This window comes from Pseudomonas sp. ASL3 (genome assembly GCF_056680425.1).
In genome coordinates, this window is sequence record NZ_CM155281.1 from 2,694,451 (window position 1) to 2,718,751 (window position 24,301).

Here is a 24,301-nt window from a genome sequence, read left to right on the forward strand (position 1 = left end):
CCCGATCCTAGCGGGTTGTCGGAGGCCGTGCAAGTAAAATGTACACCTATGTCTACTCTGTTGACACAGGTGTACATTTCACTCTAACGTCATTTCAACCGTAGCCCGATGTCCCTCCCGGAGAGTTCTGACGATGCTTAATGATCCGCTCCTCCAACCCTACCAGTTGAAACATCTGACCCTCAGAAACCGGATCATGACCACCGCCCACGAGCCCGCATACCCGGTGGATGGCATGCCCAAAGAGCTCTACCGCGCCTACCACGTGGAACGGGCGAAGGCCGGGGTCGCCCTGACCATGACCGCAGGTTCCGCCGCCGTGTCCCGTGACAGCCCGCCAGTGTTCAACAACATCCTGGCGTACAAGGATGAAGTGGTCGGCTGGATGAAGGACCTGACCGATGCCTGTCACGAACATGGCGCAGCGGTGATGATCCAGTTGACCCACCTGGGTCGCCGGACGCGCTGGGACAAAGGCGACTGGCTGCCCGTGGTGTCGCCTTCTTTCGAGCGCGAAGCGTCGCACCGCTCCTTTCCGAAGAAGATGGAAGATTGGGACGTCGAGCGCATCATCAAAGACTATGCCGACGCTGCGGAACGAATGAAGGCGGCGGGCCTGGACGGCATCGAATTGCAAGCCTATGGGCACTTGATGGACCAGTTCTGGTCACCGCTGACCAACCACCTCGATGCCCCGTATGGCGGCTCCATCGATAACCGGCTGCGCTTTACCTTCGAAATCCTCAGCGCCATCCGCAAACGCGTCGGCAATGAGTTCATTGTCGGTGTGCGTTACACCGGCGATGAAGACTTGCCGGGCGGGCTGTCCAAGGCCGACGGCCTGGACATTTCCCGACGCCTGAAGGACAGCGGAATGGTGGACTTCCTCAATGTCATTCGCGGCCATATCGACACCGACGCGGGCCTGACCGATGTCATCCCCATTCAAGGCATGCGCAACTCTCCGCACCTGGACTTCGCTGGAGAAATCCGCGCGGCAACCGATTTCCCCACGTTTCATGCGGCGAAGATCCCGGATGTCGCCACCGCCCGCTACGCCATCGCCTCAGGCAAAATCGACATGGTCGGCATGACCCGCGCCCACATGACCGACCCGCACATCGTGCGCAAGATCATCGAGGGCCGCGAAGACGATATTCGCCCCTGCGTCGGCGCCAACTACTGTCTGGACCGGATCTATCAAGGCGGCGCGGCCTATTGCATTCACAACGCCGCCACTGGGCGTGAAACCACGATGCCCCATGAGATCCCCAAGGCCACAATCAAACGCAAGATCGTCATCGTCGGGGCCGGGGTTGCCGGTCTGGAGGCGGCACGGGTGGCCGCTGAGCGGGGTCACTCGGTGGTGGTTTTCGAAGCGGCCGATCAGGCCGGTGGGCAGGTTCGACTCACCGCGCGATCAGAGCGGCGACGCGAAATGATCAGCATCGTCGAATGGCGCATGGCTCAGTGTATGGCCCGAGGCGTCATTTTTCATTTCAATACCTGGGCGGAAGCCAGCAACATCCACGATGAACATCCGGACGTGGTCATCATCGCCACGGGTGGTCTGCCTCACACCGACATCCTGTCCGCCGGCAACGACTTGGTCGTCTCGGCCTGGGACATCATTTCAGGTGACGTAAAGCCTGGAACCAATGTCTTGCTGTTCGATGACGCAGGCGATCACGCCGCCCTGCAAGCGGCTGAGTTCATCGCCAGAAGCGGCGCCAAAGTCGAAATCATGACCCCGGATCGTACCTTCGCCCCCGAAGTCATGGCGATGAACCTGGTGCCGTACATGCGCTCGCTACAAGCCCTCGACACCACCTTCACCGTGACCTTCCGCCTGCACGCCGTCGAGCGCGAAGGCCAGGGGCTTTTGGCGACCATCGACAGCGACTACGGCGGTGCGCGCAAGACCCGGCATGTCGATCAGGTGGTGGTCAATCACGGCACCCGACCACTGGACGACTTGTATTTCGAGTTGAAAGCCGCTTCCAGCAATGGCGGTGTCGTTGAGCAACAGGATCTGATCCTTGGCAATCCGCAGAATGTGGTGACCCACCCGGAGGGTACATTCCAGCTGTTCCGCATTGGTGACGCTGTGTCGGCGCGCAATACCCATGCCGCCATTTATGACGCGCTACGGCTGGTCAAGGACCTGTGAATGACGCGGGCATCCCGGTTGCAACGCGACATCGATAAAGGAGAATGAAACGTGACCATTGAAGAGAGCGACGTCCCCTCATGGAAAATTTCCGGGGTGACCGGCATTCAGGGCCCCATCCAGGGTTCTCGTTATTACTGCGCGACAACGGAAGAATGGCAAGCCACCGAGACCGAGGGCTTCTGGATCAAGCCGCTCTTCGAAGAGGCCAGTCGCGGCGAAAAGACCTTATTGATGAAAATCGATCCCGGCGCCTACGTCACCAGCCACACCCATGAAGGCGAGCTGGAGCAACTGTTCGTGCTTGAGGGTTCATTTTCTGATCAGGACCGGACCCTGAACGTCGGCGACTACTGCTGCCGGGCGCCCAATGCAGCGCATACCGCGGGCTCCGCACAAGGCGCCATTGTGCTGGTGATTTATACCCGCCGTTAACCGGGTCAGACTTAACGCCCATAGACGAATCCAAACTGCGCATGGCGCGCAGCACAATGCTAAGGTCATTCTCGACAAGGTCAGCCTCGACTGCTACCCCGACCCACTCGCAGTCCTTGGATCAGAAGGATTTACCCATGCATTGCGAAACCATCGTTCTCGGCGCCGGTATTGTCGGCGTCAGTACCGCGCTCCACCTGCAGGCCCGCGGCCGCAAAGTGGTGTTGCTCGACCGCGACCAACCGGGTAATGGCACCAGCCATGGCAACGCCGGGCTGATCGAGCGGGCCAGCGTGATTCCCTATGCGTTCCCGCGTCAGCTGTCGAGCCTGCTGCGCTACGCCCTCAACCAGCAATCGGATGTGCGCTACAGCCTGTGTTATCTGCGCAAGTCCGGTCCATGGCTGCTGCAATACTGGCGCCACTCAGGGCCCAAGGGACTGGCTGCCGCGACCCGCGCCATGCGGCCGCTGATAGAGCGTTGCGTCATCGAACATGAGCTGCTGGCGGAACCGGCGGGCATGACCGGCCTGATTCAAGGCGATGGCTGGATCGAAGCCTTCCGTGATCAAGCCGCATTCGACAAGGCCAAGGAAGAGGCGTTGGCACTCAAGGAATACGCGTTGAACTATGAAGTGCTCGATCAACAGCAAGTACATGAGCGCGAACCGGGGTTGCATGCCAGCGTCGTCGGCGGCATTCACTGGCTTGATCCCAAGACCGTCAGCGATCCGGGCGGATTGACCCGGGGTTACGCCGAACTGTTCAAAAAGCGCGGCGGTATCTTCGTCCTCGGTGATGCCTTGACCCTACGCCAGCGCGACGGCAAATGGGAGGTGCAGAGCGAACAGGGCCTGATCATCGCCAACGAAGCCGTGGTTGCCCTCGGTCCTCAGGCCAGCGGCATTTTCGAGCCATTGGGTTACCGAATTCCGCTGGCGATCAAGCGCGGCTACCACATGCACTACGCGGCCAAACCCGGCACCGCTATGCATCGCCCGATTCTCGACTCGGTGGGCGGTTATGTCCTGGCGCCGATGGTCCGTGGCATTCGCCTGACCACCGGGATCGAGTTCGCCGACAGCGACGACCCGATCAATGAAATCCAGCTGCGTCGCTGCGAAGAACTGGCACGAAACTTCTACCCCCTGGGCGAACGTCTCGATGCCGAACCCTGGCTTGGTCGCCGGCCGTGTCTGCCGGACATGCGCCCGGTGATCGGCCCGGCCAGCCGCCACCCGGGATTGTGGTTCAACTTCGGCCACGCTCACCACGGCCTGACCCTGGGTCCGGTCAGCGGCCGTCTGCTGGCCGAGATGATGACCGGTGCCATGCCGTTTACCGACCCTTCGCCCTACAGCGCCGAGCGCTTCCACTGATCGCTGGAGTCAGGTATCTCGTCATGTCATTGATGTTGAATGAAACCCGCTCCATTCCCACGATGCTTCAGCGCATGCTGGACGACGACTCGGCCATCCAGACGTTGGCGCAGCAACTGGCGGATGATCTGCCAGACCTGATGATCACCGTCGCCCGTGGTAGTTCGGACCACGCCGCGGCCTGGTTCGCCCACGTGATGATGAGCCAGATCGGCATTCCGAGCCTTTCCATCGCGCTGTCCCTGGTCAGCCTGCACACGCCGCCGTTACGCCTGAACAAGTGCTGGGTGGCGGCGCTGTCCCAGTCCGGCAAGAGTCCCGACCTGATCGCCAGTGTGCGCTACCTGAAACAACGCGGCGCGGTGACCGCTGCTTTCGTCAACACCGCCGACTCGGCGCTGGCGCAAGCCACCGACACACACATCCTGCTGCCCGCCGGGCTTGAGCAAAGCGTGGCCGCGACCAAAAGCTATGTGGCGATGCTCATGGCCGCCGCCCAGACCGTCGGCTATCTGGGCGACAAACTGGGCATGGCTTCGGGGCTGACAGCCGCACTGCAGACGCTGCCCCGGCAGATGGCCGACGCGCAAAACGAGGATTGGTCCGCCGCTGTGAAGGTGCTTGCCCACGTCGACAAAATGATCGTCATCGGACGCGGCCCTGCCCTGCCGATCGCCCAGGAAGCCGCGCTCAAGCTCAAGGAAACCTCAGGCATCCAGGCTGAAGCGTTCTCCAGCGCCGAGGTCAAGCACGGTCCAATGGAAATCATTGAAGAAGGTTATCCGGTGTTGGTCTTCGCCCCTTCGGGTCCTGAACAGGCTGGAACGCTGGTCTTCGCTGATGAGATGCGGGCACGCGGTGCTCAGGTGCTCGTGGTCGCGCCTCGTGGCAATCCCTTCGCCTACTTGCCGAGTGTGCCGACCGACGATCCACTGCTCGAACCGCTGACAATGATTCAGGGCTTCTATTTGATGGCCGAAGCCCTGGCAGCCGCACGCGGCAGAAACCCTGATCAACCACGCTTCCTGAAAAAGGTGACGGAGACGCGCTAGGTTGTGGGAGCAGAATGGCTTGACGCGCTCCGTCAGACACACCGCAATCCTGTGGGAGCGAATTCATTCGCGAAGGCGTCGGCACATCCAGCATCGTGGGCGCCTGACAGACCGTATTCGCGAATGAATTCGCTCCCACAATTGATCCGGTATGTCCGAAAATAATCTTTTAAAACCAAGGATTTAAGGCGATCACGAATCACCTGTAGGCGTTGATCCTACGACACCCCCGCCTACTCATGCCCCGACACCCGATTGCGGCCCGTTTCCTTCGAGACGTACAACGCCTGGTCGGCCCATTCAATCAGGTGTTTGTAGTCGGGTGTCGGCTGGCTCAGATCCGCAACGCCGAGGCTGATGGTGCAGCGAATCCGCTGCCCGTCATGTATGACTTCTTGCTCTTCAACTGCCTTGCGCAGACGTTCGGCGAAGATCATGCCCCCGGCCTGGCGGGTGCCTGGCAACAATACCGCGAACTCTTCCCCACCATAGCGGCCGGCGATATCGACATCGCGGACATGTTCGCGCACGGTCTCCGCGACGCGCTGGATCACCTTGTCGCCCGCCTGATGACCGTAGGTGTCGTTGACGCGCTTGAAGTGATCGATGTCGAACATGATCAGCGTCATGGGCGTGTCATAACGACAGTATCGGGCGTATTCGAGTTTGAGCGCCTCTTCCCAGTGGCCACGGTTGTACAAGCCGGTCAGCCGGTCGGTGTTCGATAACGTCTGCAACTGACCATTGGCCGCCTGCAACTGGTGCCTTTGGGTGGCTACGTCGGTCACGTCGTAGATCACCAGGCAAATGTGACCAATCTCGCTGTCGGTCGAGCGCAGCGGAAACAGGGTGGTGTTCTGGTACATGAAGTCTTCCTGGCCGGTGATCGGCTGGTAGTTCTTGAAGTGCACCAGATAAGGTCGTTGTTCCCAGATAGTGAAGGCCGGCGTGCCAAGGGTCACCACACTGTCGACCTTCTTGCGAAACCATGCCTGATTGACCTCGGGGAACAGCGTGAAAAACGATTGGTTGTTAGCCACGTTCGGCACCACGCCAGAACGGTTTTCCATGAAGGTATTCCAGACCTGCACCCGGTAATCCCGGTCGAGCACCACGACACCCACGTCGATGCTCTGCACGATAGCCAGCAGCCAATGAAGCTCTTTGATGTCAATGCGATCGTTCATGGTTCAGCTCATCAGGTAGGCGAGTTTTTTTGAAAGCCGCTCTACCGAGTCTTCGGTGAACAACATCAACAGATCGAAATGTATATTGTGGCCTTCCAGGCTGTAGCTGATTTCCACCGCCAGGGTCTTCTTCCAACGCTGCTGGTTGGTCCGGATCAACTCTTCGATCCCCCCCTGCTCGCCGAGCACTTGCGGATGTCCCTGGGAAAATACCACGTCAATCTGCTCGGCGATTCCGCTCAAGCAGGCGCCGATTAGAATCGTCGACAAATCCAGGAGCATTTCCATATCGGAATACTCGGCCGAATCCCGCTGCATCAACTGCGCCATATCGGCGATTTCGGAGCCGTGAAAAATCAGCAGCGCTTCGCCAGCAATGCCGCCGCCGATATACCCCTGACAGACCGCCGTCAGTTGCTCGCCGCTTTGCGCGTCGGCCAACGCCATGTGCAATTCGCCCACCTCCAGCATGTTTACATTCGGCAGCGGTAACTGGACGAACACACCCAGCACACGGGCCAGCAACGCCCCCGCGCGCCCCATGGCGACGTTGATGGTTTCGCGAAACGCATCCTGAAAGCTGGTCGCCGGCTCAAGGACAGCCCGTGCGACGGCAATAGCGGTCTGAGGCTTGCCCAGCAGGCCAAGGTTGTCGAGAGTTTTTTTGAGTTCGTCGGGATCGGCAGGCTTTTTCAGGAAGGCCAACGCCCCCAGTTCGAGGACGCGCTGTATCGCTTGCGTCTGCACATCGCCGGAAACAACGATGATCTGCGCTTGCAAATTTTCCGCACGCACCGCAGCCAGTACCTGATACCCGTCCATTTCCGGCATCGTCAGGTCCAGCAGCACCACCTGCCCCAACCCCTGACGAATGGCCTCGAGTGCCTCCATGCCATTGGCCGCCAGGGTCACCGACACGCCCCAATCGGTAGGCAGGGCCCTCAACAGCTGTTTGCGCGCCATATTGGAGTCGTCGCATATCAGCAGGGGAATCATGGGCATTGTGTTGTTTCTCACTGCAAAAGAGTGTCAGGCCTGAGCCTAGGGTCTGTTGACGTTTGGTGGCGAACCGCGTTGCGATGCCAACGTGTGCGAGGCAAGGCGCGGGATGCCGCTAATGGTTGTTCCCTTGGCAAATCCCGCAACGCAGCCTCGCGCACGTTGGCGCGCAACCCGAAGGGACGGGGCCCATTTGGCGCAGGGCTGCGTTACTCGGAACTTATTTGGAACAACCAAACCGCGTTCCTCGCGCCTTGCCCTGCGCCAAATGGGCCTCCGTCGCGGTCGTCACCAAACGTCAACAGACCCTAGAGTCCGGCGGCGATTTCTTATGCAATCTTTGTGCTCGCGGCCGGTAAGGATGGACTAACCCAGCAACTGACTCAACACCGCCCGTAATTTTCCGGGTTTTACCGGCTTGTTCAGCAGCGGCGCACCCAGTTTTTGCAATGACCGGCGACACTGATCGCTACGGTCGGCGGTGATCATCACGGCCGGGATGGGTTGAGCGAAATGCTCGCGCAAGTGCTTTACCACCTCGCAGCCAGTGACGCCGTGGTCGAGGTGAAAGTCCGCGAGAATCAATTCTGGCGCCTGTCCTTGCAGCACCGCCAGCGCGCTGACCTGATCGGTGGCCGTCAAGACCTCGCAGCCCCACTGGCCGAGCAGTGCAGCCATGCTATCGAGGATGCTCAGTTCATTGTCCACCACCAGCAGACGGCGCCCCGGCAGAGGGTTGCCGGCACCGGGATGCTGTTGCACCACGACGCTGACTGGCAATGGTACTTCGCGCGATAAAGGGACTTCGATGCAAAACAGCGAACCCCGCCCCGGTTGCGAACGCACCTGAACCCGATAGCCGAGGATTTTGGCGATGCGTTCAACGATCGCCAGCCCCAGGCCCACGCCTTTGCGGTCAGCGGCACGACCGACATCCAACTGATTGAACTCCAGAAAAATCGAATCCAGGCGGTCTTCGGCGATGCCGCGCCCAGTGTCCCAGACTTCAAGACGCAGGAACTCGCCACGCCGCCGCGCGCCCAGCAGGATGCTGCCCTGAGCGGTATAGCGACAGGCGTTGCTGAGAAAGTTGCGCATAATCCGCGTCAACAGGCGTAGATCGGTGCGTATCGCAAAGTCGCCGATCCGCGCCCGCAGGTTCAATCCGGCGGCTTCGGCCACCGATTGAAACTCCGATGCCAGTGGCGCCAGCAGCTCGTCGAGTCGATACAGCTCGATGTCGGGTTTGACGGCGGCCTGATCCAGTTTGGAAATATCCAGCAGATCCGTCAGCAGGTCTTCGGCGCCTTCCAACGCCTGATGGGTCCGCTCCACCAACACCTGCTCCGCCACCGGCAGTTGCCGCTCACGTAACGTGGAGACCAGCAAACGCGCGGCATTCAGCGGTTGCAACAGATCATGGCTGGCGGCCGCAAGGTATTTGTCTTTGCTGCGATTAGCGGCTTGAGCGGCGTCCCGGGCATCGCGCAATGCCGATTCGATCTGTTCTCGTTCAGCGATCTGCTGCTGCAGGTTGCGGTTTGCTTCCAGCAACTCATCGGTACGGGCGGTGACGCGCTGCTCCAGTTCATCGTTGAGCTGCTGCAAGTGCTGTTGGGCCAATTTGCGTTCAGTGATGTCGGCAACGAAACCTTCAACCAGGCCGTCCTGATCAGGTTTGAGCAACAGGTTCATCAACACATCGAGATGGCTGCCGTCTTTGCGCCGCAACTGGGTCTCATAGCCCAGCAGGCTGCGCTCGCGTTGCAGCACTTCGCCAATGGTCGCCAACTCCGCTGAACCGCCAACGAACAGGTTGCTGGCCAGGTCTGTCAGGGAAAACAACACCTCCTGCGGATCGTCGTAGCCGAGCATTCGCGCCAATGCCGGGTTGGCCGCGCGCAGCCCTTCTTGCAGGCTTGCCTGAAAAACCCCGTGAACCGCATGCTCGAACAACCATTTGTAGCGGTTGCGCTCGGTTTCCAGCTCGTCAAGGCGCGCCGCCAGTTCCGGGTAGTGGCTCTTGCGCGCGGAATGATTGCCCAGACCCAGCAGACCCGCGAGAGCTCGCTGCTGGTCTTCAGAGGGCTTCGCCATAGACCACCTCAACGTCGCGCTGGCTGGACGCGCGCGGGTTGGTGAGGATGCACGGATCATCCATTGCATGCTGCGACAGAAACGGAATATCCGCCATGCTGACGCCATGCAGGCTCAGGGTTTCATGGAAGCCCATGGAGTGTTTGAGGGCAATCAGATGCGCCACCAGTCGCTGGCAGATCTGCCGATGATTGAGGCCACGGCAGTCGATGCCGAAGGTCTCGGCGATCACCTTGAAGCGCTCCGGTGCCGAATTGTAATTGAACGCCACCACATGCTCGACCAGCACCGCGTTACACAGGCCATGGGGCAAGTCGAGGTAACCGCCCAGGCTGTGGGACATCGCATGCACCGCACCGAGAATCGCGTTGGAGAACGCCAGCCCGGCCTGCATGCTGCCGAGCATGATTTTTTCGCGCAACGCGATGTCGGCAGGATTGGCGATCATCTGCACCAGGTTGCCATTGATCAGGCGCATGGCCTCCAGCGCATGGGGATCGGTCAGTGGACCGTGGCCGGTGGAAACGAAGGCTTCAATGGCGTGCACCAGCGCATCGATACCGGTACAGGCCGAAAGGAACGGATCCATGCTCAGCGTGGTTTCCGGGTCGATAAGCGACACGTCAGGCACCACCGCCTTGCTGACGATGGAGAACTTCATTCGTTCCTGCTGGTTGGAAATGATTACGAATTGCGAGACGTCAGCTGAGGTTCCAGCCGTGGTCGGGATCAAGATCAACGGTGGGCTCGGCACCCGAATGGTGTCTACGCCTTCGAACTCGAGAATGCTGCGCCCGTGCGCGACAACGATGCCGATGGCCTTGCCGCAGTCCATCGGGCTGCCACCGCCCACCGCGACAATCACGTCGCAGTGGTTTTCGCGATAGAGCTCGGCACCGCGCATCACTTCCTCCACCCGCGGGTTGGGAGAGACATCGCTGTACAGGCAGTATTCGATGTCCAGCGCTTTCAGGCTGGCCTCGATATCGGCCACCCAACCGGCGGCGATCACACCGGGGTCGGTTACCACCAGAACTTTACGGGCACCAAAGGTTTTCGCGTAGTTGCCCACGCTGTGGCGACTGCCGGCGCCGAAAATGATTTCCGGAGAAACGAATTTACGCAACTGACTGATGGTGTGGCTCATATAAAGCCTGTTTTTGTTGTTATCGGAGATGGGCGCCAGCCTAACCCATCTTGGTACGAATGCAATCAGACCATTTGCTTACGCCTTGAAGATCAGTCGGGAAGCCTTTTCATTGCGGTATGTCAGGTCTTCCATGCCTGTCATCGGTTGTTCCGCTTCCAGCCGGGCGGCGAGGATTTTGCCGTGGTGCTCCGATTTGCTGCACACCGGGTCGGCATTGCTCGCATCTCCGGTCAGCATGAAGGCCTGGCAGCGGCAGCCACCGAGGTCCTTGTGCTTTTCGTCGCAGGACCGACATGGCTCAAGCATCCAGTCATCGCCGCGAAAACGATTGAAACCGAACGACTCATTCCAAATGTGGCTGATGCTGTGTTCACGCACGTTCGGGAACTGCACCGGCAGCTGTCTTGCGCTGTGGCACGGCAACGCGGTGCCATCGGGGGTGATGTCGAGAAACAGATTGGCCCAGCCATTCATGCAGGTCTTCGGACGCTCTTCGTAGTAGTCCGGGGTGACGAAGATCAGCTTGCAGGGGTGATTATCGAGTGCCAGCCGCGCGCGGTACTCATTGGTGATGCGTTCGGCTCGCTCCAGTTGTTCCCGGGTTGGCAACAGGCCCGCGCGGTTGAGTTCGGCCCAGCCGTAGAACTGACAGGTGGCCAGCTCGACGAAGTCCGCCTCAAGCTCCAGGCACAGATCGATAATCCGCTCGATCCGGTCGATGTTATGCCGATGGGTGACGAAGTTCAGGACCATCGGGTAGCCATGGGCTTTGACCGCACGCGCCATCGCCAGCTTCTGCGCGAAGGCTTTTTTCGAGCCGGCGAGCATGTTGTTGACCTCTTCGTCGGCGGCCTGAAAACTGATCTGGATATGGTCCAGCCCGACCTTCTTGAAATCAGCGACTTTCTGCTCGGTCAGGCCGATGCCGGAGGTAATCAGGTTGGTGTAATAACCCATGTCCCGCGCGGCCTTGATTAGCTCTGCCAGGTCCTGACGCACCAGCGGCTCGCCACCGGAAAAGCCCAGCTGCGCTGCGCCCATGTCCCGCGCCTGGCGGAACACGTCGATCCACTCGGCGGTGCTCAACTCCGCACCCTGCTGGGCAAAATCCAGCGGGTTGGAGCAATACGGGCACTGCAACGGGCAGCGGTACGTCAATTCCGCCAGCAGCCAGAGCGGCGGGCCGGGCGGGTTAGCTGAATTCAATCCAATGCTGGGCATGGGCTACCTCTAGAAAGGCCAGGATGTCTTCATCGACCCCGGGAGTGTCGGGAAAACCTGCGCACAGTTGCTCGATAATCAGGTTCGCGCTGCGTTGACCATCGACCTTGCCGAGAATGACGCTGGCGCTGTCGTTGAGGGTGACCATGCCTTCCGGGTAAAGCAGCACATGACACCCCTGGCGCGGTTCCCATTGCAGGCGAAAGCCGCGCCTGAGTGTCGGGATGCTCTCGCGCTTGATCGTACTCACAGGGCAATGCCCCGATGCCAGACGCGCTCGGCGGTGACCGTGTGATAAGGCGCGCGATCCAGTTGATAGGCCATGCTCATGGCGTCGAGCATGCTCCACAGCACATCCAGTTTGAATTGCAGGATTTCCAGCATGCGCTGCTGCCGCTCAAGGGTCTGGCAATGTTCGAGGGTAATGCGCAGGCCATGTTCGACATCTCGGCGGGCCTGGCTCAGCCGCAGGCGGAAGTAGTCGTAACCACTGGCCTCGATCCAGGGATAGTGTTTCGGCCAGGCGTCGAGACGCGATTGATGGATCTGCGGCGCGAACAACTCGGTCAGTGAACTGCTGGCGGCGTCCTGCCATCCGGCGCGGCGGGCGAAATTGACGTAGGCGTCCACGGCAAAGCGCACACCGGGCAATACCAGCTCCTGAGACAGAATCTGTTCGCGGTCCAGGCCGACCGCCTCGCCCAAGCGCAGCCAGGCTTCGATGCCGCCCTCTTCACCCGGTGCGCCGTCGTGGTCGAGGATGCGTTGCAACCACAGGCGCCGGGTTTCCCGATCCGGGCAATTGGCCAGAATGGCAGCATCCTTGAGCGGAATGTTGACCTGATAGTAGAACCGGTTGGCGACCCAGCCCTGGATCTGCTCGCGGCTGGCGCGGCCGGTGTACATGGCCTGATGGTAGGGATGATGGATGTGGTAATAAGCGCCCTTGGCGATCAGCGCCTGTTCGAACGCGGCCGGGCTCATCACGGTCTGGTGCATGCCAAACTCCTTATTGTTGTTGTGGTCTGTTGCCAAGCGTTACAAGGTGATGCTCATGCCATCGAAGGCCACTTCAATGCCTCGTCGCTCAAGCAGCGCCCGCTCGACGGAATCACAGTCGAGAATCGGGTTGGTGTTGTTGATATGGATCAGAATCTTGCGCGCCTGCGGTAGACCATCAAGCACTTCGAGCATGCCACCTGGCCCGCTTTGCGGCAGGTGCCCCATCTCGCTGCCCAGCTTGTCGCCCACCTCGCACACGCACATTTCGTCGTCGCGCCACAGCGTGCCATCCACCAGCAGGCAATCGGCCCGGCGCATCCAGCTCAAAAGCGCGTCGTCGACCTGCCCCAGGCCAGGCGCATAGAACAGCGTGCCGCCGCTGCTCAGGTCTTCGATGAACAGGCCGATGTTGTCGCCGGGGTGGGGATTGCCGCGGTGCGGTGAATAAGGGGGGGCGCTGCTGCGCAGAGGAATCGCTGTCAAGCGCAAGTCTGGACAGGCCGGGATGCTGAAGGCCATTTCAGACAGTTCGATGGGCTGCCAGCGCAGACCGCCATTCCAGTGGCTGAGCATCGTGAAGAGAGGAAAGCCGCTGCTCAGGTCTTGATGGACCATTTCGGTACACCAGACGTCATGCGGGCAGCCTTCGCGCAGGCTGAGTAACCCTGTGCAGTGATCGATCTGGCTGTCGAGCAGGACGATGGCGCCAATCGCCGTATCACGCACGCGTCGGGCCGGTTGCAGTACAGGGGTGGCCTCGAGCTGGGCACGAATGTCCGGCGAGGCGTTGCACAGAATCCAATCCTGGCCCTTGTCGCTCAGCGCGATCGAGGACTGGGTTCGCCGTTCAGCCCGCACACTGCCATCGCGCACACCCGCGCAATTGCGACAGTTGCAGTTCCATTGGGGGAAACCGCCACCGGCGGCCGACCCGAGAATCTGGATGAGCATAACAGTGCTCCAACGAACAGGAGATGCCCCGGCCAATGCAACGATTGGCCGGGACTTGAATGATCAACGGTTGGCGAAATACATCGTCACTTCAAAGCCGATACGCAGATCGGTAAACGCGGGTTTGGTCCACATAGGTCAATCCTCTTCTTGGGCCGGTCAATTCCGGTGAGTCAATTAATACACGCGGGGGTGAATGTTCGAATGCTACTTTGGGGGGTGTTTGGGGGGTGCGTTGGTAGGGGGTGATGCATCGAATTTGCGGTGAATCGAGATCCGCGTCTGCCCACAGGGCGTAGGAAGGTCGTGCCGACCTTATCGCAGACAAGTCAGCTCCTACAGTTTTGCGTATTGCTGCAGACTGTGGGAGCAGGCTTGCCCGCGAAGCTTTTAGATCAGAAAAAGCCCATCGGATTGATGTCGTAGCTGACCAGCAGGTTTTTGGTTTGCTGGTAGTGGTCGAGCATCATCTTGTGGTTCTCACGGCCAACGCCGGATTTCTTGTAGCCGCCGAACGCGGCATGCGCCGGGTACAGGTGGTAGCAGTTGGTCCAGACGCGACCGGCCTTGATCGCCCGACCCATGCGATAGGCGCGGTTGATGTCGCGGGTCCAGAGACCGGCACCAAGACCGAACTCGCTGTCGTTGGCGATTGCCAGGGCTTCGGCCTCGTCCTTGAAGGTGGTGATGCCTACGACCGGGCCAAAGATCTCCTCCTGGAACACGCGCATCTTGTTATTGCCCTTGAGCAGCGTCGGCTGGATGTAATAGCCACTGGAAAGATCGCCTTCCAGACGTTCCGCCGCGCCGCCGGTCAACAGCACGGCACCCTCCTCCTGAGCAATCTGCAAGTACGAAAGAATCTTGTCGTATTGCTGCTCTGAAGCCTGAGCGCCGACCATGGTCTCGGTGTCCAGCGGATTGCCGCGTTTGATCTTGACGATCTTCTTCATCACTTCGACCATGAACGACTCGTAGATCGACTCCTGGATCAGTGCTCGCGATGGGCAGGTGCAGACTTCACCCTGGTTGAAGAACGCCAGCACCAGGCCTTCGGCGGCCTTTTCGATGAACTGCGGTTCGGCCTGCATAATGTCTTCAAAGAAGATATTCGGCGACTTGCCACCCAGCTCCACGGTACTCGGAATGATGTTCTCGGCCGCACAATGCATGATGTGCGCGCCTACGGGCGTAGAGCCGGTGAACGCGATCTTGGCGATGCGTTTGCTGGTGGCCAGGGCCTCACCGGCTTCGCGGCCAAACCCCTGAACGATGTTCAGCACGCCAGGCGGCAGCAGATCGTTGATCAGCTCGGCGAACACCATGATCGATAGCGGGGTCTGCTCGGCCGGCTTGAGCACCACGCAGTTGCCTGCTGCCAGCGCAGGCGCCAGTTTCCAGGCCGCCATCAGCAGTGGGAAGTTCCAGGGGATGATTTGCCCGACCACGCCCAGCGGTTCGTGGAAGTGGTAGGCCGTGGTCAGCTCGTTGATCTCTGCGGCACCGCCTTCCTGAGCCCGGATGCAACCGGCGAAATAACGGAAGTGATCGGCGGCCAGCGGTACGTCAGCGTTCAGGGTTTCGCGCACGGCTTTGCCGTTGTCCCAGGTTTCGGTAACGGCCAGCACTTCAAGATTCTGTTCGATGCGGTCGGCAATTTTCAGCAGCACCAGCGAACGATCCTGTGCCGAGGTCTTGCCCCAGGCATCGGCAGCGGCGTGAGCAGCATCCAGCGCGAGCTCGATATCAGCGGCGGTGGAGCGCGGGAATTCGGCGATCACTTCACCGTTGATGGGCGATGTATTGGTGAAGTATTCGCCATTGACCGGTGCCACGAACTCACCGCCGATGTAATTGCCATAGCGCGGTTTGAAGGAAACAACAGCGCCTGGGGTTCCGGGTTGTGCGTAGATCATGATTAAAGCCTCTATACGGGTCGTTGCCTGTCGGTTGAACAGGCAACAAGGGGATTATTGGGTCGTAAAAAAACAGTGAAGCGTGTGGGGTCAGAAACATCGCGTCGTGACCCCACCGATCAACCTCAGTGCTTGGCCACTAACTCTTTGGGCAATTTGAAGGTCCAGAGCATGCCGCCCTGGTTGAAGTCTTTGATTCGCTTGGCCACTTCACCGCCCCACAACGGCACTGCGCCACCCCAACCGGACAGCACGGAGATGTACTGTTCGCCATCCATTTCCCAGGTGACAGGAGAACCCAGGACGCCGGAGCCGGTCTGGAACTCCCAGACCTTCTCGCCAGTCTTGGCATTGAATGCCTGGAGGAAGCCCTCAGGGTTGCCGGTAAACACCAGGTTGCCTTTGGTGGCCATGACCCCACCCCACAGTGGCGCGTAGTTCTTATGCCGCCAGACTTCCTTGCCAGTTACCGGGTCGATCGCGCGCAGTACGCCGATGTAGTCCTCGTTAAGCGGTTTGATCGTGAAGCCAGCACCGATGAACGCCGCGCCTTTCTTGTAGGTGATGTCCTCGTTCCAGATCTCCATGCCCCACTCGTTGGACGGCACGTAGAACAACTTGGTGTCCTGGCTGTAGGCCATGGGCATCCAGTTCTTCGCACCGAGGAAAGCGGGTGCGACAAACACTGAAGTCCCTTTGGTTTCGCCGCCCGAAGCGCCAGGAGCGCCAGGAGCGCCAGGACGACTGGCCTCGTTGTAGAGCGGCCGGCCGTTCTTATCCAGCCCGGTCGCCCAGGTGATCTTGTCGACAAAGGGGAAGCCGCGAATGAATTTGCCATTGGTGCGGTTGAGCACGTAGAAAAAACCGTTTCGGTCAGCCGTGGCTGCGGCCTGAACGGTTTTGCCATTTTCCTGATAGTTGAACGAGATCAGCTCGTTGACGCCGTCATAGTCCCAGCCATCATGGGGCGTGCTCTGGAAGTGCCAGTTGATGCTGCCGTCGTCCGGGTTGAGCGACAGGCGCGAAGACGAGAACAGGTTGTCGCCAGGGCGCAGGTGCGAGTTCCACGGTGACGGGTTGCCGGTACCGAAGAACAATTGGTTGGTTTCCGGGTCGTAGTAGCCGCCCAGCCAAGGTGCCGCACCACCGGTTTTCCAAAGATCACCGGGCCAGGTCTTGCCCGCCTCGCCGCCGGAAATGCCGTTTTCGATGGCCTTGCCATCCTTGTAGACGTAACCCATGTGACCTTCCACGGTGGGCCGGGTCCACAGCAGGTCGCCGTTCTTCGGATCGTAGGCCTCGATTTTGCCGACCACGCCGAACTCGCCACCGGCAACCCCGGTAATCAATTTGCCGTTGACCACAAGCGGCGCGGCGCTGATCGAATAACCGGCTTTGTGATCGGCGACTTGCTTGCTCCAGACCACTTTGCCGGTGGTCTTGTTCAAGGCCACCAACTTGGCGTCGAGGGTGCCGAAGTAGACCAGGTCGCCATACAGCGCTACACCGCGGTTGATCACATCGCAGCAGGGACGAATGTCATCCGGCAGGCGCGCATCGTATTGCCAGAGCTTCTTGCCGGTGCGCGCATCGACTGCGAACACTCGCGAGTAAGAGCCTGTCAGGTACATCACCCCGTCCTTGATCATCGGCTGCGCTTGCTGTCCGCGCTGCTTTTCACCGCCGAAGGAGAAGGCCCAGACCGGACGCAGATCCTTGACGTTGTCGGTATTGATGATGTCCAGCGGGCTGTAGCGCTGACCCTGAACCCCAAGACCGTTGGTGACGATCTGCTCCGGGTTCTTCGGATCGTTGAGAATCTCCTGGTCTGTCACCCCGGCCAGGGCGGTGCCTGACAGCAGCATGGCACTCAAGAGCAGGCTCAGAGCGAAGGGTTGGCGACGTGCGGCTTGGGTCATGAAGGCTACCTCTGCGTTTTTTTTTGTTGTGTTCGGGAAAGTGTCCCGGTCTGTCGCAGATTCTTGATGGTGGACGCCTTGACAACAATTGCCCGCAATGTGGAGTTTTCTAGTTCCTTAGTAGGTGGACCGGTTTATGGCCGGTCGTCGACCCGTTGCATGTGGTGTTTTTCATAGCGCGCGACCCCGGCCTTTCGCAGCCTTCGGCAGCTCCCATCAAACAGAAGATAACCCATTGGGTTTAAAAGATTATTTTTTGGAATGCGGGATCAATGTGGGAGCGAATTTATTCGCGAATACGGTCTATCAGGCGCCGACAATGCTGGATGTGCCGACGCCTTCGCGAATGAGACTACGCGCCCCGATTGCTCCCACAGGGGTTCAGGGTGAACCCAGCAACGTGTTTGCCGCGCGACAGCGCGGCGCCGAAGACGGGGCGGGATCTCCTATTGATACATCTCCGGGACCTCGTAACGCAGACCGTAACTGGCATAGATCTTTTGCACGCTGCCGTCGCGGATCAGGGTTTCCAGGGCTTCCTCCAGGGCATAGGCCATCTGATGGTTGCTTTCATGCACCGCCATGCCGATTTCCCAACGTTGCCGTCCCATGTTCGGGTAAGCGTTTTCCGCCAGCGCCAGGTTTGAATCATGGGCCTGGTGCATTTGCCAGTCGATTTCCCCGCGCATCCCCATCACCGCGTCGACCTCGGCGCCCTGCATCGCGACAAACGCCTGCTGCACGCTGGGATAGTGGTGGGTTTTGGCGCTGAGCATGCCGTTGAACACCGACGTCAGGTAGAACGACGGAACGCTGTCCACTTCGACGCCGATGGGATGCTCCTGAAATACCGCGACGCTGGGCACCGCGTCCATTCGTCGGCGGTCATAGGCGACCTGCCACCATTCGCTCTGGTAGGGACCGAACATCACCACATGACCGCTTTCCAACTCGCCCTGATCGTTGCGTTTGAGCGAGTAATCCCGGTCATAGGGCACCCGCATCATCACATCGGCCAACTGCTGGTGCCGCAGGTTGCTGCCGCGCCAGATGGAGTCGCGCAAATCATCGTCGAGCTTTTCCCCCGGGGGCGCCCAGAGCAATTCCAGGCGCACGCCGAGGGCCTTGGCCAAGGCCGCGGCGAGGTCGACATCGACGCCGCGCGGCTGCTGATTGTCCTGGAAGCTGTAAGGCGCGAAATCTTCATAGACCGCGACCTTGAGCACCCCGGATTCGATCATCGTGTCGTAGCTGCGAACTTGCGCCTGCAGCGCCTGGCAACACAGCAGCAGGCCGCTCAACAACAGGCTATTCAACAGTCTGTTCGCCTGTCTGTTTGACTGCCTGTTCAACATCAGCGCGAACAACCGCATGGCCGTCACTCCCCGTCGATGTGTACGCTGTCCAGATAGGTCCGTATGGCCCAAAGCGCTTCCTGGCTCAAGTAATCGGCCATCTTCGGCATGTACACCCGACCATCACGCACGGCCCCGTTTCGCACCCGTTCGACGAACCACTCATCACCTGCCGCGCCGACATCCAGCTTGCGCAGATCAGGGGCGATGCCACCGGAGATGACTTCCAGGCCATGACAGGCCGCGCAGTTCTGGTTGTAGGCGGACGAGCCGATTTCCAGCGCCCGGTCATGCTCCTTGGAGTCCCGATAAGGGTTTTCGCTGCGCCACTCAGGGCCCAGTGGAGTCAGACCTTCGGTGGCCACCGCTTGCGGCACGACGTTGCCATGAGCCGAGACCAGACCACTGCCGACCAGGCCGGCGATCAAACCCACGATCAGTAAAGCGTTGTGTTTTGTTGTCATTGTTATGCCCTCAGGATTGCACGCAAATACTCTGCCGCCATCTTATGAACCACGCTCGTGCAGCCGAATGCTGCTTTGGTGGCCGCCTTCTCCTCCCTTGGTAGTAAGGCGTATAAAGCCGGCTCACGGGCCTACTCCCTTGGTACTGGCAGACTGGTACCTTCTGCATATTTCCCTGGGCCTGATCGGTTCCTATGCTGGCGCTACCTGTAGTGGAGTCACCCCATGCGCCAGCTTGTCAGTTACGGATTGTTCTACCTGCTCGCCATCGCCACGGCAGCCTTGCTGGCGACCCAAAGCCAAGCCGCCGATGAACCGCTCAAGGTTGAAATCGGCTATTTGGCCTTTATGCCCGACACCGGCCCCGTGCTCTCGAACGTCATCCCGGAACCCCGTGACGCCGGGCTGCGCGGCGCCGAGCTGGCGATCATCGACAGCAACAGCACCGGGCGCTTTCTCAAGCACAGCTACAACCTGCACGCCGCCACCGCCGACAGCCCGCAAGCGTTGCTCGAAGCGGCACAGGCGCTGCATCAAGAAGGCTTGCGGTTGTTTGTCGTCAACGCCCCCGCCGACACCCTGCGCCAACTGAGTGCCGCCCTGCCCGACAGCCTGTTGTTCAATGCCGGTAGCGCCGATGACAGCCTGCGCAGCACGGCCTGCCTGAACAACGTGCTGCACAGCCTGCCGAGCCGGGCCATGCTCGCCGACGCCCTCGCGCAATTCCTCACCGTACGGCGCTGGAACCGCTGGCTGCTGATTGTCGGCCAGACCCCGGACGATCAGGCTTATGCCGCCGCCTTGCGCCGTGCCGCCAAACGCTTTGGCCACACGATCGTCGCCGAGAAAGCCTGGAGCTTTGACAACGACCAGCGCCGCAGCGCCCAAGCCGATATGCCGTTGTTCACCCAGACCACTGAATACGACGTGGTGCTGGTGGCGGACGAACGCGGCGACTTTGGTGAATACGTGCCTTACCAGACCTGGTATCCGCGCCCGGTAGCGGGCACTCAAGGGCTGACCCCGGTGGGATGGCACAAGACCGTGGAAACCTACGGCGCCGCGCAGCTGCAAAAACGCTTCGAAGCCCTGGCCGGACGCTGGATGAATGATCGGGATTTCGCCGCCTGGATGGCCGTGCGCAGTATTGCCAGCGCAGTGACCAAGTCGCGCCAGACCGATCCCATGATCATTCGCCGCATGGAACTGAGCGACCAGTTACCGCTGGATGGTTTCAAGGGCCGCAAGCTCAGCTATCGCGCGTGGAATGGCCAATTGCGCCAACCGATTCCTATCGTTCAGCCCCGGGCGCTGGTCAGCACCTCACCCCAGGATGGCTTCCTGCATCCGGTGACTGAACTCGACACCCTGGGCTACGACAAGCCTGAAGTGACCTGCCACTTCGAATGACTCGACTCGCCAACAAACCATTCCAACGAAGAACACCAACAAGAAAGTCCAACAAAAAGGAACACGCCATGCGCCGCACCCTGATAGCCACTGCCCTGCTGCTCGTCATGGGGCAAAGCCTGGCGGCCACCGCCTATATTTCCAACGAAAAAGACAACAGCCTGAGCCTGATCGACATGAACACCCTGCAGGTCACCGAAACCCTGCCCGTGGGGCTGCGTCCGAGGGGGCTGTTGCTATCCCACGACAATAAGCTGCTGTACATCTGCGCCAGCGACTCCGACCGCGTGCAGGTCATGGACGTCGCCACCCACAAGATCATCAAAGAGTTGCCCTCCGGCAAAGACCCTGAGCAATTCGCCCTGCACCCCAATGACCGCTGGCTGTATGTCTCCAACGAAGACGATGCGCTGGTGACCGTGATCGACACCGATACCTCCAAGGTGCTGGCGCAAGTCGATGTCGGCGTCGAGCCCGAAGGCATGGCCGTCAGCCCTGACGGCAAATGGGCAGTCAACACCAGTGAAACCACGAACATGCTGCATTGGATTGACACCAGCACCCAGACCCTGACGGATAGCACCCTGGTGGATCAACGACCCCGGTTCGTCGAATTCAACAAGGACGGCTCCCGACTATGGGCCTCGGCAGAAGTGGGCGGCACCGTCAGCGTGATCGACGTGTCCACCCGCAAGATCCTCAAGACCCTGACCTTCCAGATCAAGGGTGTGCACCCGGACAAGGTCCAGCCCGTGGGCATCAAGCTCAGTGCCGATGGCCGCTACGCGTTCGTCGCACTGGGCCCGGCCAACCATGTAGCAGTGGTCGATGCCAAAACGCTTGAGGTCCTTGACTACTTGCTGGTGGGCCGTCGGGTCTGGCAGATGTCCTTTACCCCAGACCAAAGCCAATTGCTCGCCACCAATGGTGTGAGCGGCGACGTATCAGTGATCGATGTCAACAGCCTCAAGGTGACCAAGTCGATCAAGGTCGGCCGTTATCCGTGGGGCGTGGTGGTCACCCCATGAATGCCCTTGAAGTGGATGACCTCAGTTTCGCCTATGGTCCGCGCGAGGCGCTGCGTCATGTAGCGTTCAGCCTCGCACCCGGACGTTTCGCGGCGCTGCTCGGCCCCAATGGCGCGGGCAAGTCGACCTTGATCGCGCTGCTGACCCGACTGTACGACCTGCAGCGCGGGGAGATCCGCGTCGGCGGCAGTTCGCTTCGTCACACCCCGCGCCCGGCCTTGCGCCAGTTGGGCGTAGTGTTTCAGCAAAGCACACTGGATCTGGACCTGAGTGTCGAACAGAACCTGCGCTACCACGCTGCGCTGCATGGGATGTCCGGACGTCAGGCGAACCGCCGGGTCGAAGACGAACTGGCCCGACAGCAACTGACTGAACGGCGGCGTGAACGGGTTCGCGAGCTGAATGGTGGCCATCGCCGACGGATAGAAATTGCCCGCGCGCTGCTGCATGAACCACGCCTGTTATTGCTCGATGAAGCCAGCGTCGGCCTCGATCCGGCCAGCCGTCTGGCGCTCGGTCACCATGTACGCAACCTGTGCCGCGAACAGGAAATCAGCGTGCTCTGGGCCACCCATTTGCTCGATGAAGTGCAGATGGAGGATGACTTGCTGATCCTGCATCAAGGCCGCCTGGTGGCGTCGGGTCAGGCCGCTGCGGTGAGCGCCGAACATGGCGGCGAACTGGGCACCGCGTTTCACCGTTTGACTACGTTACCCACAGCGCAAGGCGCGCCCACGGCAGGAGCGAACGGATGAACGCTTATTGGCACTGTTTTAGCGGCATCGTTCTGCGCGAATGGCTCAGGTTCATTCTGCAGCGCACGCGTTTTCTCAGTGCACTGGTGCGGCCCCTGCTCTGGCTGCTGGTGTTTGCCGCCGGGTTCCGTGCCGCGCTGGGCATCGCGATCATCGAGCCCTATGACACCTACATCCCGTATGAGGTCTACATCATTCCGGGGTTGGCCTGCATGATCCTGCTGTTCAATGGTATGCAAGGCTCGCTGTCGATGGTCTATGACCGGGAAATGGGCAGCATGCGCGTACTGTTGACCAGCCCGCTGCCGCGCGCTTTTTTACTGGCCAGCAAACTGCTCGCCACCTCGTTGATCTCCCTGCTCCAGGTCTATGCCTTTCTGGCCATTGCCTGGATCTATGGCGTGCAACCGCCCGCCTGGGGCCTGCTGGCAGCCTTGCCGGCCATGTTGCTGGTGGCCTTGATGCTCAGCGCACTTGGGCTGCTTTTGTCCAACGCCATCCGCCAATTGGAGAACTTCGCCGGGGTGATGAATTTCGTGATCTTCCCACTGTTTTTCCTGTCCTCGGCGCTCTACCCGCTGTGGAAAATGCGCGAAGCCAGCGAATGGCTGTACTGGTTGTGCGCCCTTAACCCTTTCACCCACGCGGTAGAGCTGGTGCGCTTCGCCTTGTATGAACGCTTCAATCCACTGGCACTGGCGGTATGTCTGGGCCTGTGTCTGCTGTTTTCGTTGCTGGCGGTGCTGACCTTCAACCCTCAACACGCGGCGTTGCGTCGGGCAACCTGAGTACACAGCGCTCAAGCAGAGTAAAACCAGTACTTTAGTACTGGTTTTGCTGTCTATCGTCGCATTCACAAAGCACCGGCAGTGACATGTAATACAGCTATAACAAAAGGAACGACTCCTTATGCTGCGTGCCCCGTATCCCGTATGTCACGGGCTATAGCGATCTCTATTGGTACCGTGATGGTCTCGATGCCTGGCAAGCAGCCGATCTTCCGGTGCAACCGGCTCAACCTGAGCCTTTTCCCTGAATAACAGACGCGCCCCGCCGCCACACTATAATCAAAATAACGAGGTGAAAGGCCATGTACAAAATTCTGATTGCCGACGACCACCCTCTGTTTCGCGAAGCCATTGCCAACGTGATCAGCGACGGTTTTCCTGGCAGCGAAGTGATGGAGACTGCCGATCTGGAAAGCGCGCTGCAACTGACCCAGCAGCACGACGACCTTGATCTGATTCTGCTCGACTTGAACATGCCAGGCATGCACGGCCTCAATGGCCTGATCAACCTGCGCAACGAGGCGCCGACCATCCCGGTAGTGATCGTGTCGGCCGAACAAGACAAACAGATCGTGCTGCAGGCGATTACTTATGGTGCAGTGGGCTTTATCACCAAGTCTTCGCCACGGGCGCAGATGACTGAAGCGATCAAGCAGATCCTGAGCGGCAATGTCTACCTGCCCTCGGACATTATCCGTTCGCAGACGAGCGGTACCCGACGCAGCATGAACAACGCGCCAAGCTTCCCCCCCGAACTGCTGCAAGCCCTGACCCGCAAGCAATTGATGGTGCTGGAACGGATGACCAAGGGCGAATCGAACAAACAGATCGCCTACACCCTGGAAATTGCCGAAACCACGGTCAAGGCCCACGTCTCGGCAATCCTGCGCAAGCTCAACGTGCACAACCGCGTCCAGGCGATTCTCAGCGCCGGGGATATCGATTTCGCGGCTTATCTGCGGCGTTGAGAAGGCGGAGTTACCGACGCACCGAGTCGCATCATTCGCGGACAAGTCCGCTCCC

22 protein-coding genes and 1 pseudogene are annotated in these 24,301 nt (G+C 60.0%); 10 read left to right on the forward strand and 13 right to left on the reverse strand.

Annotated elements, in window-relative coordinates; translation table 11 throughout:
• Positions 1-133 precede the first annotated feature (133 nt).
• The 4 genes from AC1MEE_RS12395 to AC1MEE_RS12410 all read left to right on the forward strand — a co-directional run bounded on the left by AC1MEE_RS12395 (position 134) and on the right by AC1MEE_RS12410 (position 5,036).
• A complete protein-coding gene (locus AC1MEE_RS12395; RefSeq protein WP_480415619.1) occupies positions 134-2,170 on the forward strand; it encodes an oxidoreductase in 2,037 nt (678 codons plus the stop codon).
• A gap of 51 nt (positions 2,171-2,221) precedes the next feature.
• Positions 2,222-2,605 carry a cupin domain-containing protein gene (locus AC1MEE_RS12400; RefSeq protein ID WP_480415620.1) on the forward strand — a complete coding sequence of 128 codons (384 nt, stop codon included), beginning with the start codon at positions 2,222-2,224 and terminating at the stop codon, positions 2,603-2,605.
• Positions 2,606-2,742: 137 nt separating this feature from the next.
• Complete coding sequence (locus AC1MEE_RS12405) at positions 2,743-3,984, forward strand: NAD(P)/FAD-dependent oxidoreductase (RefSeq protein ID WP_480415621.1); 1,242 nt, start codon at positions 2,743-2,745, stop codon at positions 3,982-3,984.
• Positions 3,985-4,007: 23 nt separating this feature from the next.
• Positions 4,008-5,036 carry an SIS domain-containing protein gene (locus AC1MEE_RS12410; protein WP_480415622.1) on the forward strand — a complete coding sequence of 343 codons (1,029 nt, stop codon included), beginning with the start codon at positions 4,008-4,010 and terminating at the stop codon, positions 5,034-5,036.
• A 233-nt stretch (positions 5,037-5,269) separates the two neighbouring features.
• Here the strand turns inward: AC1MEE_RS12410 and AC1MEE_RS12415 are convergent, their stop codons facing one another.
• The 13 genes from AC1MEE_RS12415 to pedF all read right to left on the reverse strand — a co-directional run bounded on the left by AC1MEE_RS12415 (position 5,270) and on the right by pedF (position 19,297).
• Positions 5,270-6,223 carry a sensor domain-containing diguanylate cyclase gene (locus tag AC1MEE_RS12415; protein ID WP_480415623.1) on the reverse strand — a complete coding sequence of 318 codons (954 nt, stop codon included), beginning with the start codon at positions 6,221-6,223 and terminating at the stop codon, positions 5,270-5,272.
• 3 nt (positions 6,224-6,226) lie between these two features.
• A complete protein-coding gene (locus AC1MEE_RS12420; protein WP_480415624.1) occupies positions 6,227-7,225 on the reverse strand; it encodes a response regulator in 999 nt (332 codons plus the stop codon).
• 363 nt (positions 7,226-7,588) lie between these two features.
• Complete coding sequence (locus tag AC1MEE_RS12425; protein ID WP_480415625.1) at positions 7,589-9,319, reverse strand: PAS domain-containing hybrid sensor histidine kinase/response regulator; 1,731 nt, start codon at positions 9,317-9,319, stop codon at positions 7,589-7,591.
• A complete protein-coding gene (gene ercA, locus AC1MEE_RS12430) occupies positions 9,303-10,466 on the reverse strand; it encodes an alcohol dehydrogenase-like regulatory protein ErcA (protein WP_480415626.1) in 1,164 nt (387 codons plus the stop codon). Before ercA ends, AC1MEE_RS12425 begins: the two co-directional genes overlap by 17 nt.
• 78 nt (positions 10,467-10,544) lie before the next feature.
• Positions 10,545-11,690 carry a pyrroloquinoline quinone biosynthesis protein PqqE gene (pqqE, locus tag AC1MEE_RS12435; protein ID WP_480415627.1) on the reverse strand — a complete coding sequence of 382 codons (1,146 nt, stop codon included), beginning with the start codon at positions 11,688-11,690 and terminating at the stop codon, positions 10,545-10,547.
• On the reverse strand, positions 11,662-11,940 hold the full coding sequence (gene pqqD / locus AC1MEE_RS12440; protein ID WP_480415628.1) for a pyrroloquinoline quinone biosynthesis peptide chaperone PqqD: 279 nt from the start codon (positions 11,938-11,940) through the stop codon (positions 11,662-11,664). The genes pqqE and pqqD overlap by 29 nt, the downstream gene beginning before the upstream one ends.
• On the reverse strand, positions 11,937-12,689 hold the full coding sequence (gene pqqC, locus AC1MEE_RS12445) for a pyrroloquinoline-quinone synthase PqqC (RefSeq protein ID WP_480415629.1): 753 nt from the start codon (positions 12,687-12,689) through the stop codon (positions 11,937-11,939). The genes pqqD and pqqC overlap by 4 nt, the downstream gene beginning before the upstream one ends.
• A gap of 39 nt (positions 12,690-12,728) precedes the next feature.
• Positions 12,729-13,643, reverse strand: coding sequence for a pyrroloquinoline quinone biosynthesis protein PqqB (gene pqqB, locus AC1MEE_RS12450; protein ID WP_480415630.1), 915 nt, complete (start codon positions 13,641-13,643; stop codon positions 12,729-12,731).
• 63 nt (positions 13,644-13,706) lie between these two features.
• Entirely contained in the window at positions 13,707-13,778 is a 72-nt protein-coding gene (pqqA, locus tag AC1MEE_RS12455; RefSeq protein WP_003253598.1) for a pyrroloquinoline quinone precursor peptide PqqA, read from the reverse strand.
• A 260-nt stretch (positions 13,779-14,038) separates the two neighbouring features.
• On the reverse strand, positions 14,039-15,559 hold the full coding sequence (exaC, locus tag AC1MEE_RS12460) for an acetaldehyde dehydrogenase ExaC (protein WP_480415631.1): 1,521 nt from the start codon (positions 15,557-15,559) through the stop codon (positions 14,039-14,041).
• Between the two features lie 125 nt (positions 15,560-15,684).
• Complete coding sequence (locus AC1MEE_RS12465) at positions 15,685-17,478, reverse strand: PQQ-dependent methanol/ethanol family dehydrogenase (RefSeq protein WP_480415632.1); 1,794 nt, start codon at positions 17,476-17,478, stop codon at positions 15,685-15,687.
• Positions 17,479-17,924: 446 nt separating this feature from the next.
• Positions 17,925-18,833, reverse strand: coding sequence for a substrate-binding periplasmic protein (locus tag AC1MEE_RS12470; RefSeq protein WP_480416222.1), 909 nt, complete (start codon positions 18,831-18,833; stop codon positions 17,925-17,927).
• Positions 18,834-18,856: 23 nt separating this feature from the next.
• Entirely contained in the window at positions 18,857-19,297 is a 441-nt protein-coding gene (gene pedF / locus AC1MEE_RS12475) for a cytochrome c-550 PedF (RefSeq protein WP_480415633.1), read from the reverse strand.
• A 225-nt stretch (positions 19,298-19,522) separates the two neighbouring features.
• Here pedF and AC1MEE_RS12480 point away from each other — a divergent pair, with 225 nt between their 5' ends.
• The 6 genes and pseudogenes from AC1MEE_RS12480 to AC1MEE_RS12505 all read left to right on the forward strand — a co-directional run bounded on the left by AC1MEE_RS12480 (position 19,523) and on the right by AC1MEE_RS12505 (position 24,246).
• The gene (locus AC1MEE_RS12480) at positions 19,523-20,707 is read left to right on the forward strand and encodes an ABC transporter substrate-binding protein (RefSeq protein ID WP_480415634.1); all 1,185 of its coding nucleotides are present in this window, start codon (positions 19,523-19,525) and stop codon (positions 20,705-20,707) included.
• A gap of 68 nt (positions 20,708-20,775) precedes the next feature.
• On the forward strand, positions 20,776-21,735 hold the full coding sequence (locus AC1MEE_RS12485; protein WP_480415635.1) for a YVTN family beta-propeller repeat protein: 960 nt from the start codon (positions 20,776-20,778) through the stop codon (positions 21,733-21,735).
• Complete coding sequence (locus AC1MEE_RS12490; protein ID WP_480415636.1) at positions 21,732-22,490, forward strand: ABC transporter ATP-binding protein; 759 nt, start codon at positions 21,732-21,734, stop codon at positions 22,488-22,490. Before AC1MEE_RS12485 ends, AC1MEE_RS12490 begins: the two co-directional genes overlap by 4 nt.
• Positions 22,487-23,278 carry an ABC transporter permease gene (locus tag AC1MEE_RS12495; RefSeq protein ID WP_480415637.1) on the forward strand — a complete coding sequence of 264 codons (792 nt, stop codon included), beginning with the start codon at positions 22,487-22,489 and terminating at the stop codon, positions 23,276-23,278. The genes AC1MEE_RS12490 and AC1MEE_RS12495 overlap by 4 nt, the downstream gene beginning before the upstream one ends.
• A gap of 152 nt (positions 23,279-23,430) precedes the next feature.
• Positions 23,431-23,526: pseudogene (locus AC1MEE_RS12500) on the forward strand (PQQ-dependent catabolism-associated CXXCW motif protein); the annotation flags it as partial.
• Positions 23,527-23,580: 54 nt separating this feature from the next.
• A complete protein-coding gene (locus AC1MEE_RS12505) occupies positions 23,581-24,246 on the forward strand; it encodes a response regulator (protein ID WP_480415638.1) in 666 nt (221 codons plus the stop codon).
• Positions 24,247-24,301: the final 55 nt, after the last annotated feature.

Bases quoted from the DNA above. Each gene is read 5' to 3' on its own strand.
- AC1MEE_RS12395 (WP_480415619.1), top strand. From the start codon at position 134: ATGCTTAATGATCCGCTCCTCCAACCCTACCAGTTGAAACATCTGACC.
- AC1MEE_RS12405 (WP_480415621.1), top strand. From the start codon at position 2,743: ATGCATTGCGAAACCATCGTTCTCGGCGCCGGTATTGTCGGCGTCAGT.
- AC1MEE_RS12410 (WP_480415622.1), top strand. From the start codon at position 4,008: ATGTCATTGATGTTGAATGAAACCCGCTCCATTCCCACGATGCTTCAG.
- AC1MEE_RS12415 (WP_480415623.1), bottom strand. From the start codon at position 6,223: ATGAACGATCGCATTGACATCAAAGAGCTTCATTGGCTGCTGGCTATC.
- AC1MEE_RS12420 (WP_480415624.1), bottom strand. From the start codon at position 7,225: ATGCCCATGATTCCCCTGCTGATATGCGACGACTCCAATATGGCGCGC.
- AC1MEE_RS12425 (WP_480415625.1), bottom strand. From the start codon at position 9,319: ATGGCGAAGCCCTCTGAAGACCAGCAGCGAGCTCTCGCGGGTCTGCTG.
- ercA (WP_480415626.1), bottom strand. From the start codon at position 10,466: ATGAGCCACACCATCAGTCAGTTGCGTAAATTCGTTTCTCCGGAAATC.
- pqqE (WP_480415627.1), bottom strand. From the start codon at position 11,690: ATGCCCAGCATTGGATTGAATTCAGCTAACCCGCCCGGCCCGCCGCTC.
- pqqC (WP_480415629.1), bottom strand. From the start codon at position 12,689: ATGCACCAGACCGTGATGAGCCCGGCCGCGTTCGAACAGGCGCTGATC.
- pqqB (WP_480415630.1), bottom strand. From the start codon at position 13,643: ATGCTCATCCAGATTCTCGGGTCGGCCGCCGGTGGCGGTTTCCCCCAA.
- exaC (WP_480415631.1), bottom strand. From the start codon at position 15,559: ATGATCTACGCACAACCCGGAACCCCAGGCGCTGTTGTTTCCTTCAAA.
- AC1MEE_RS12465 (WP_480415632.1), bottom strand. From the start codon at position 17,478: ATGACCCAAGCCGCACGTCGCCAACCCTTCGCTCTGAGCCTGCTCTTG.
- AC1MEE_RS12470 (WP_480416222.1), bottom strand. From the start codon at position 18,833: ATGTTGAACAGGCAGTCAAACAGACAGGCGAACAGACTGTTGAATAGC.
- pedF (WP_480415633.1), bottom strand. From the start codon at position 19,297: ATGACAACAAAACACAACGCTTTACTGATCGTGGGTTTGATCGCCGGC.
- AC1MEE_RS12480 (WP_480415634.1), top strand. From the start codon at position 19,523: ATGCGCCAGCTTGTCAGTTACGGATTGTTCTACCTGCTCGCCATCGCC.
- AC1MEE_RS12485 (WP_480415635.1), top strand. From the start codon at position 20,776: ATGCGCCGCACCCTGATAGCCACTGCCCTGCTGCTCGTCATGGGGCAA.
- AC1MEE_RS12490 (WP_480415636.1), top strand. From the start codon at position 21,732: ATGAATGCCCTTGAAGTGGATGACCTCAGTTTCGCCTATGGTCCGCGC.
- AC1MEE_RS12495 (WP_480415637.1), top strand. From the start codon at position 22,487: ATGAACGCTTATTGGCACTGTTTTAGCGGCATCGTTCTGCGCGAATGG.
- AC1MEE_RS12505 (WP_480415638.1), top strand. From the start codon at position 23,581: ATGTACAAAATTCTGATTGCCGACGACCACCCTCTGTTTCGCGAAGCC.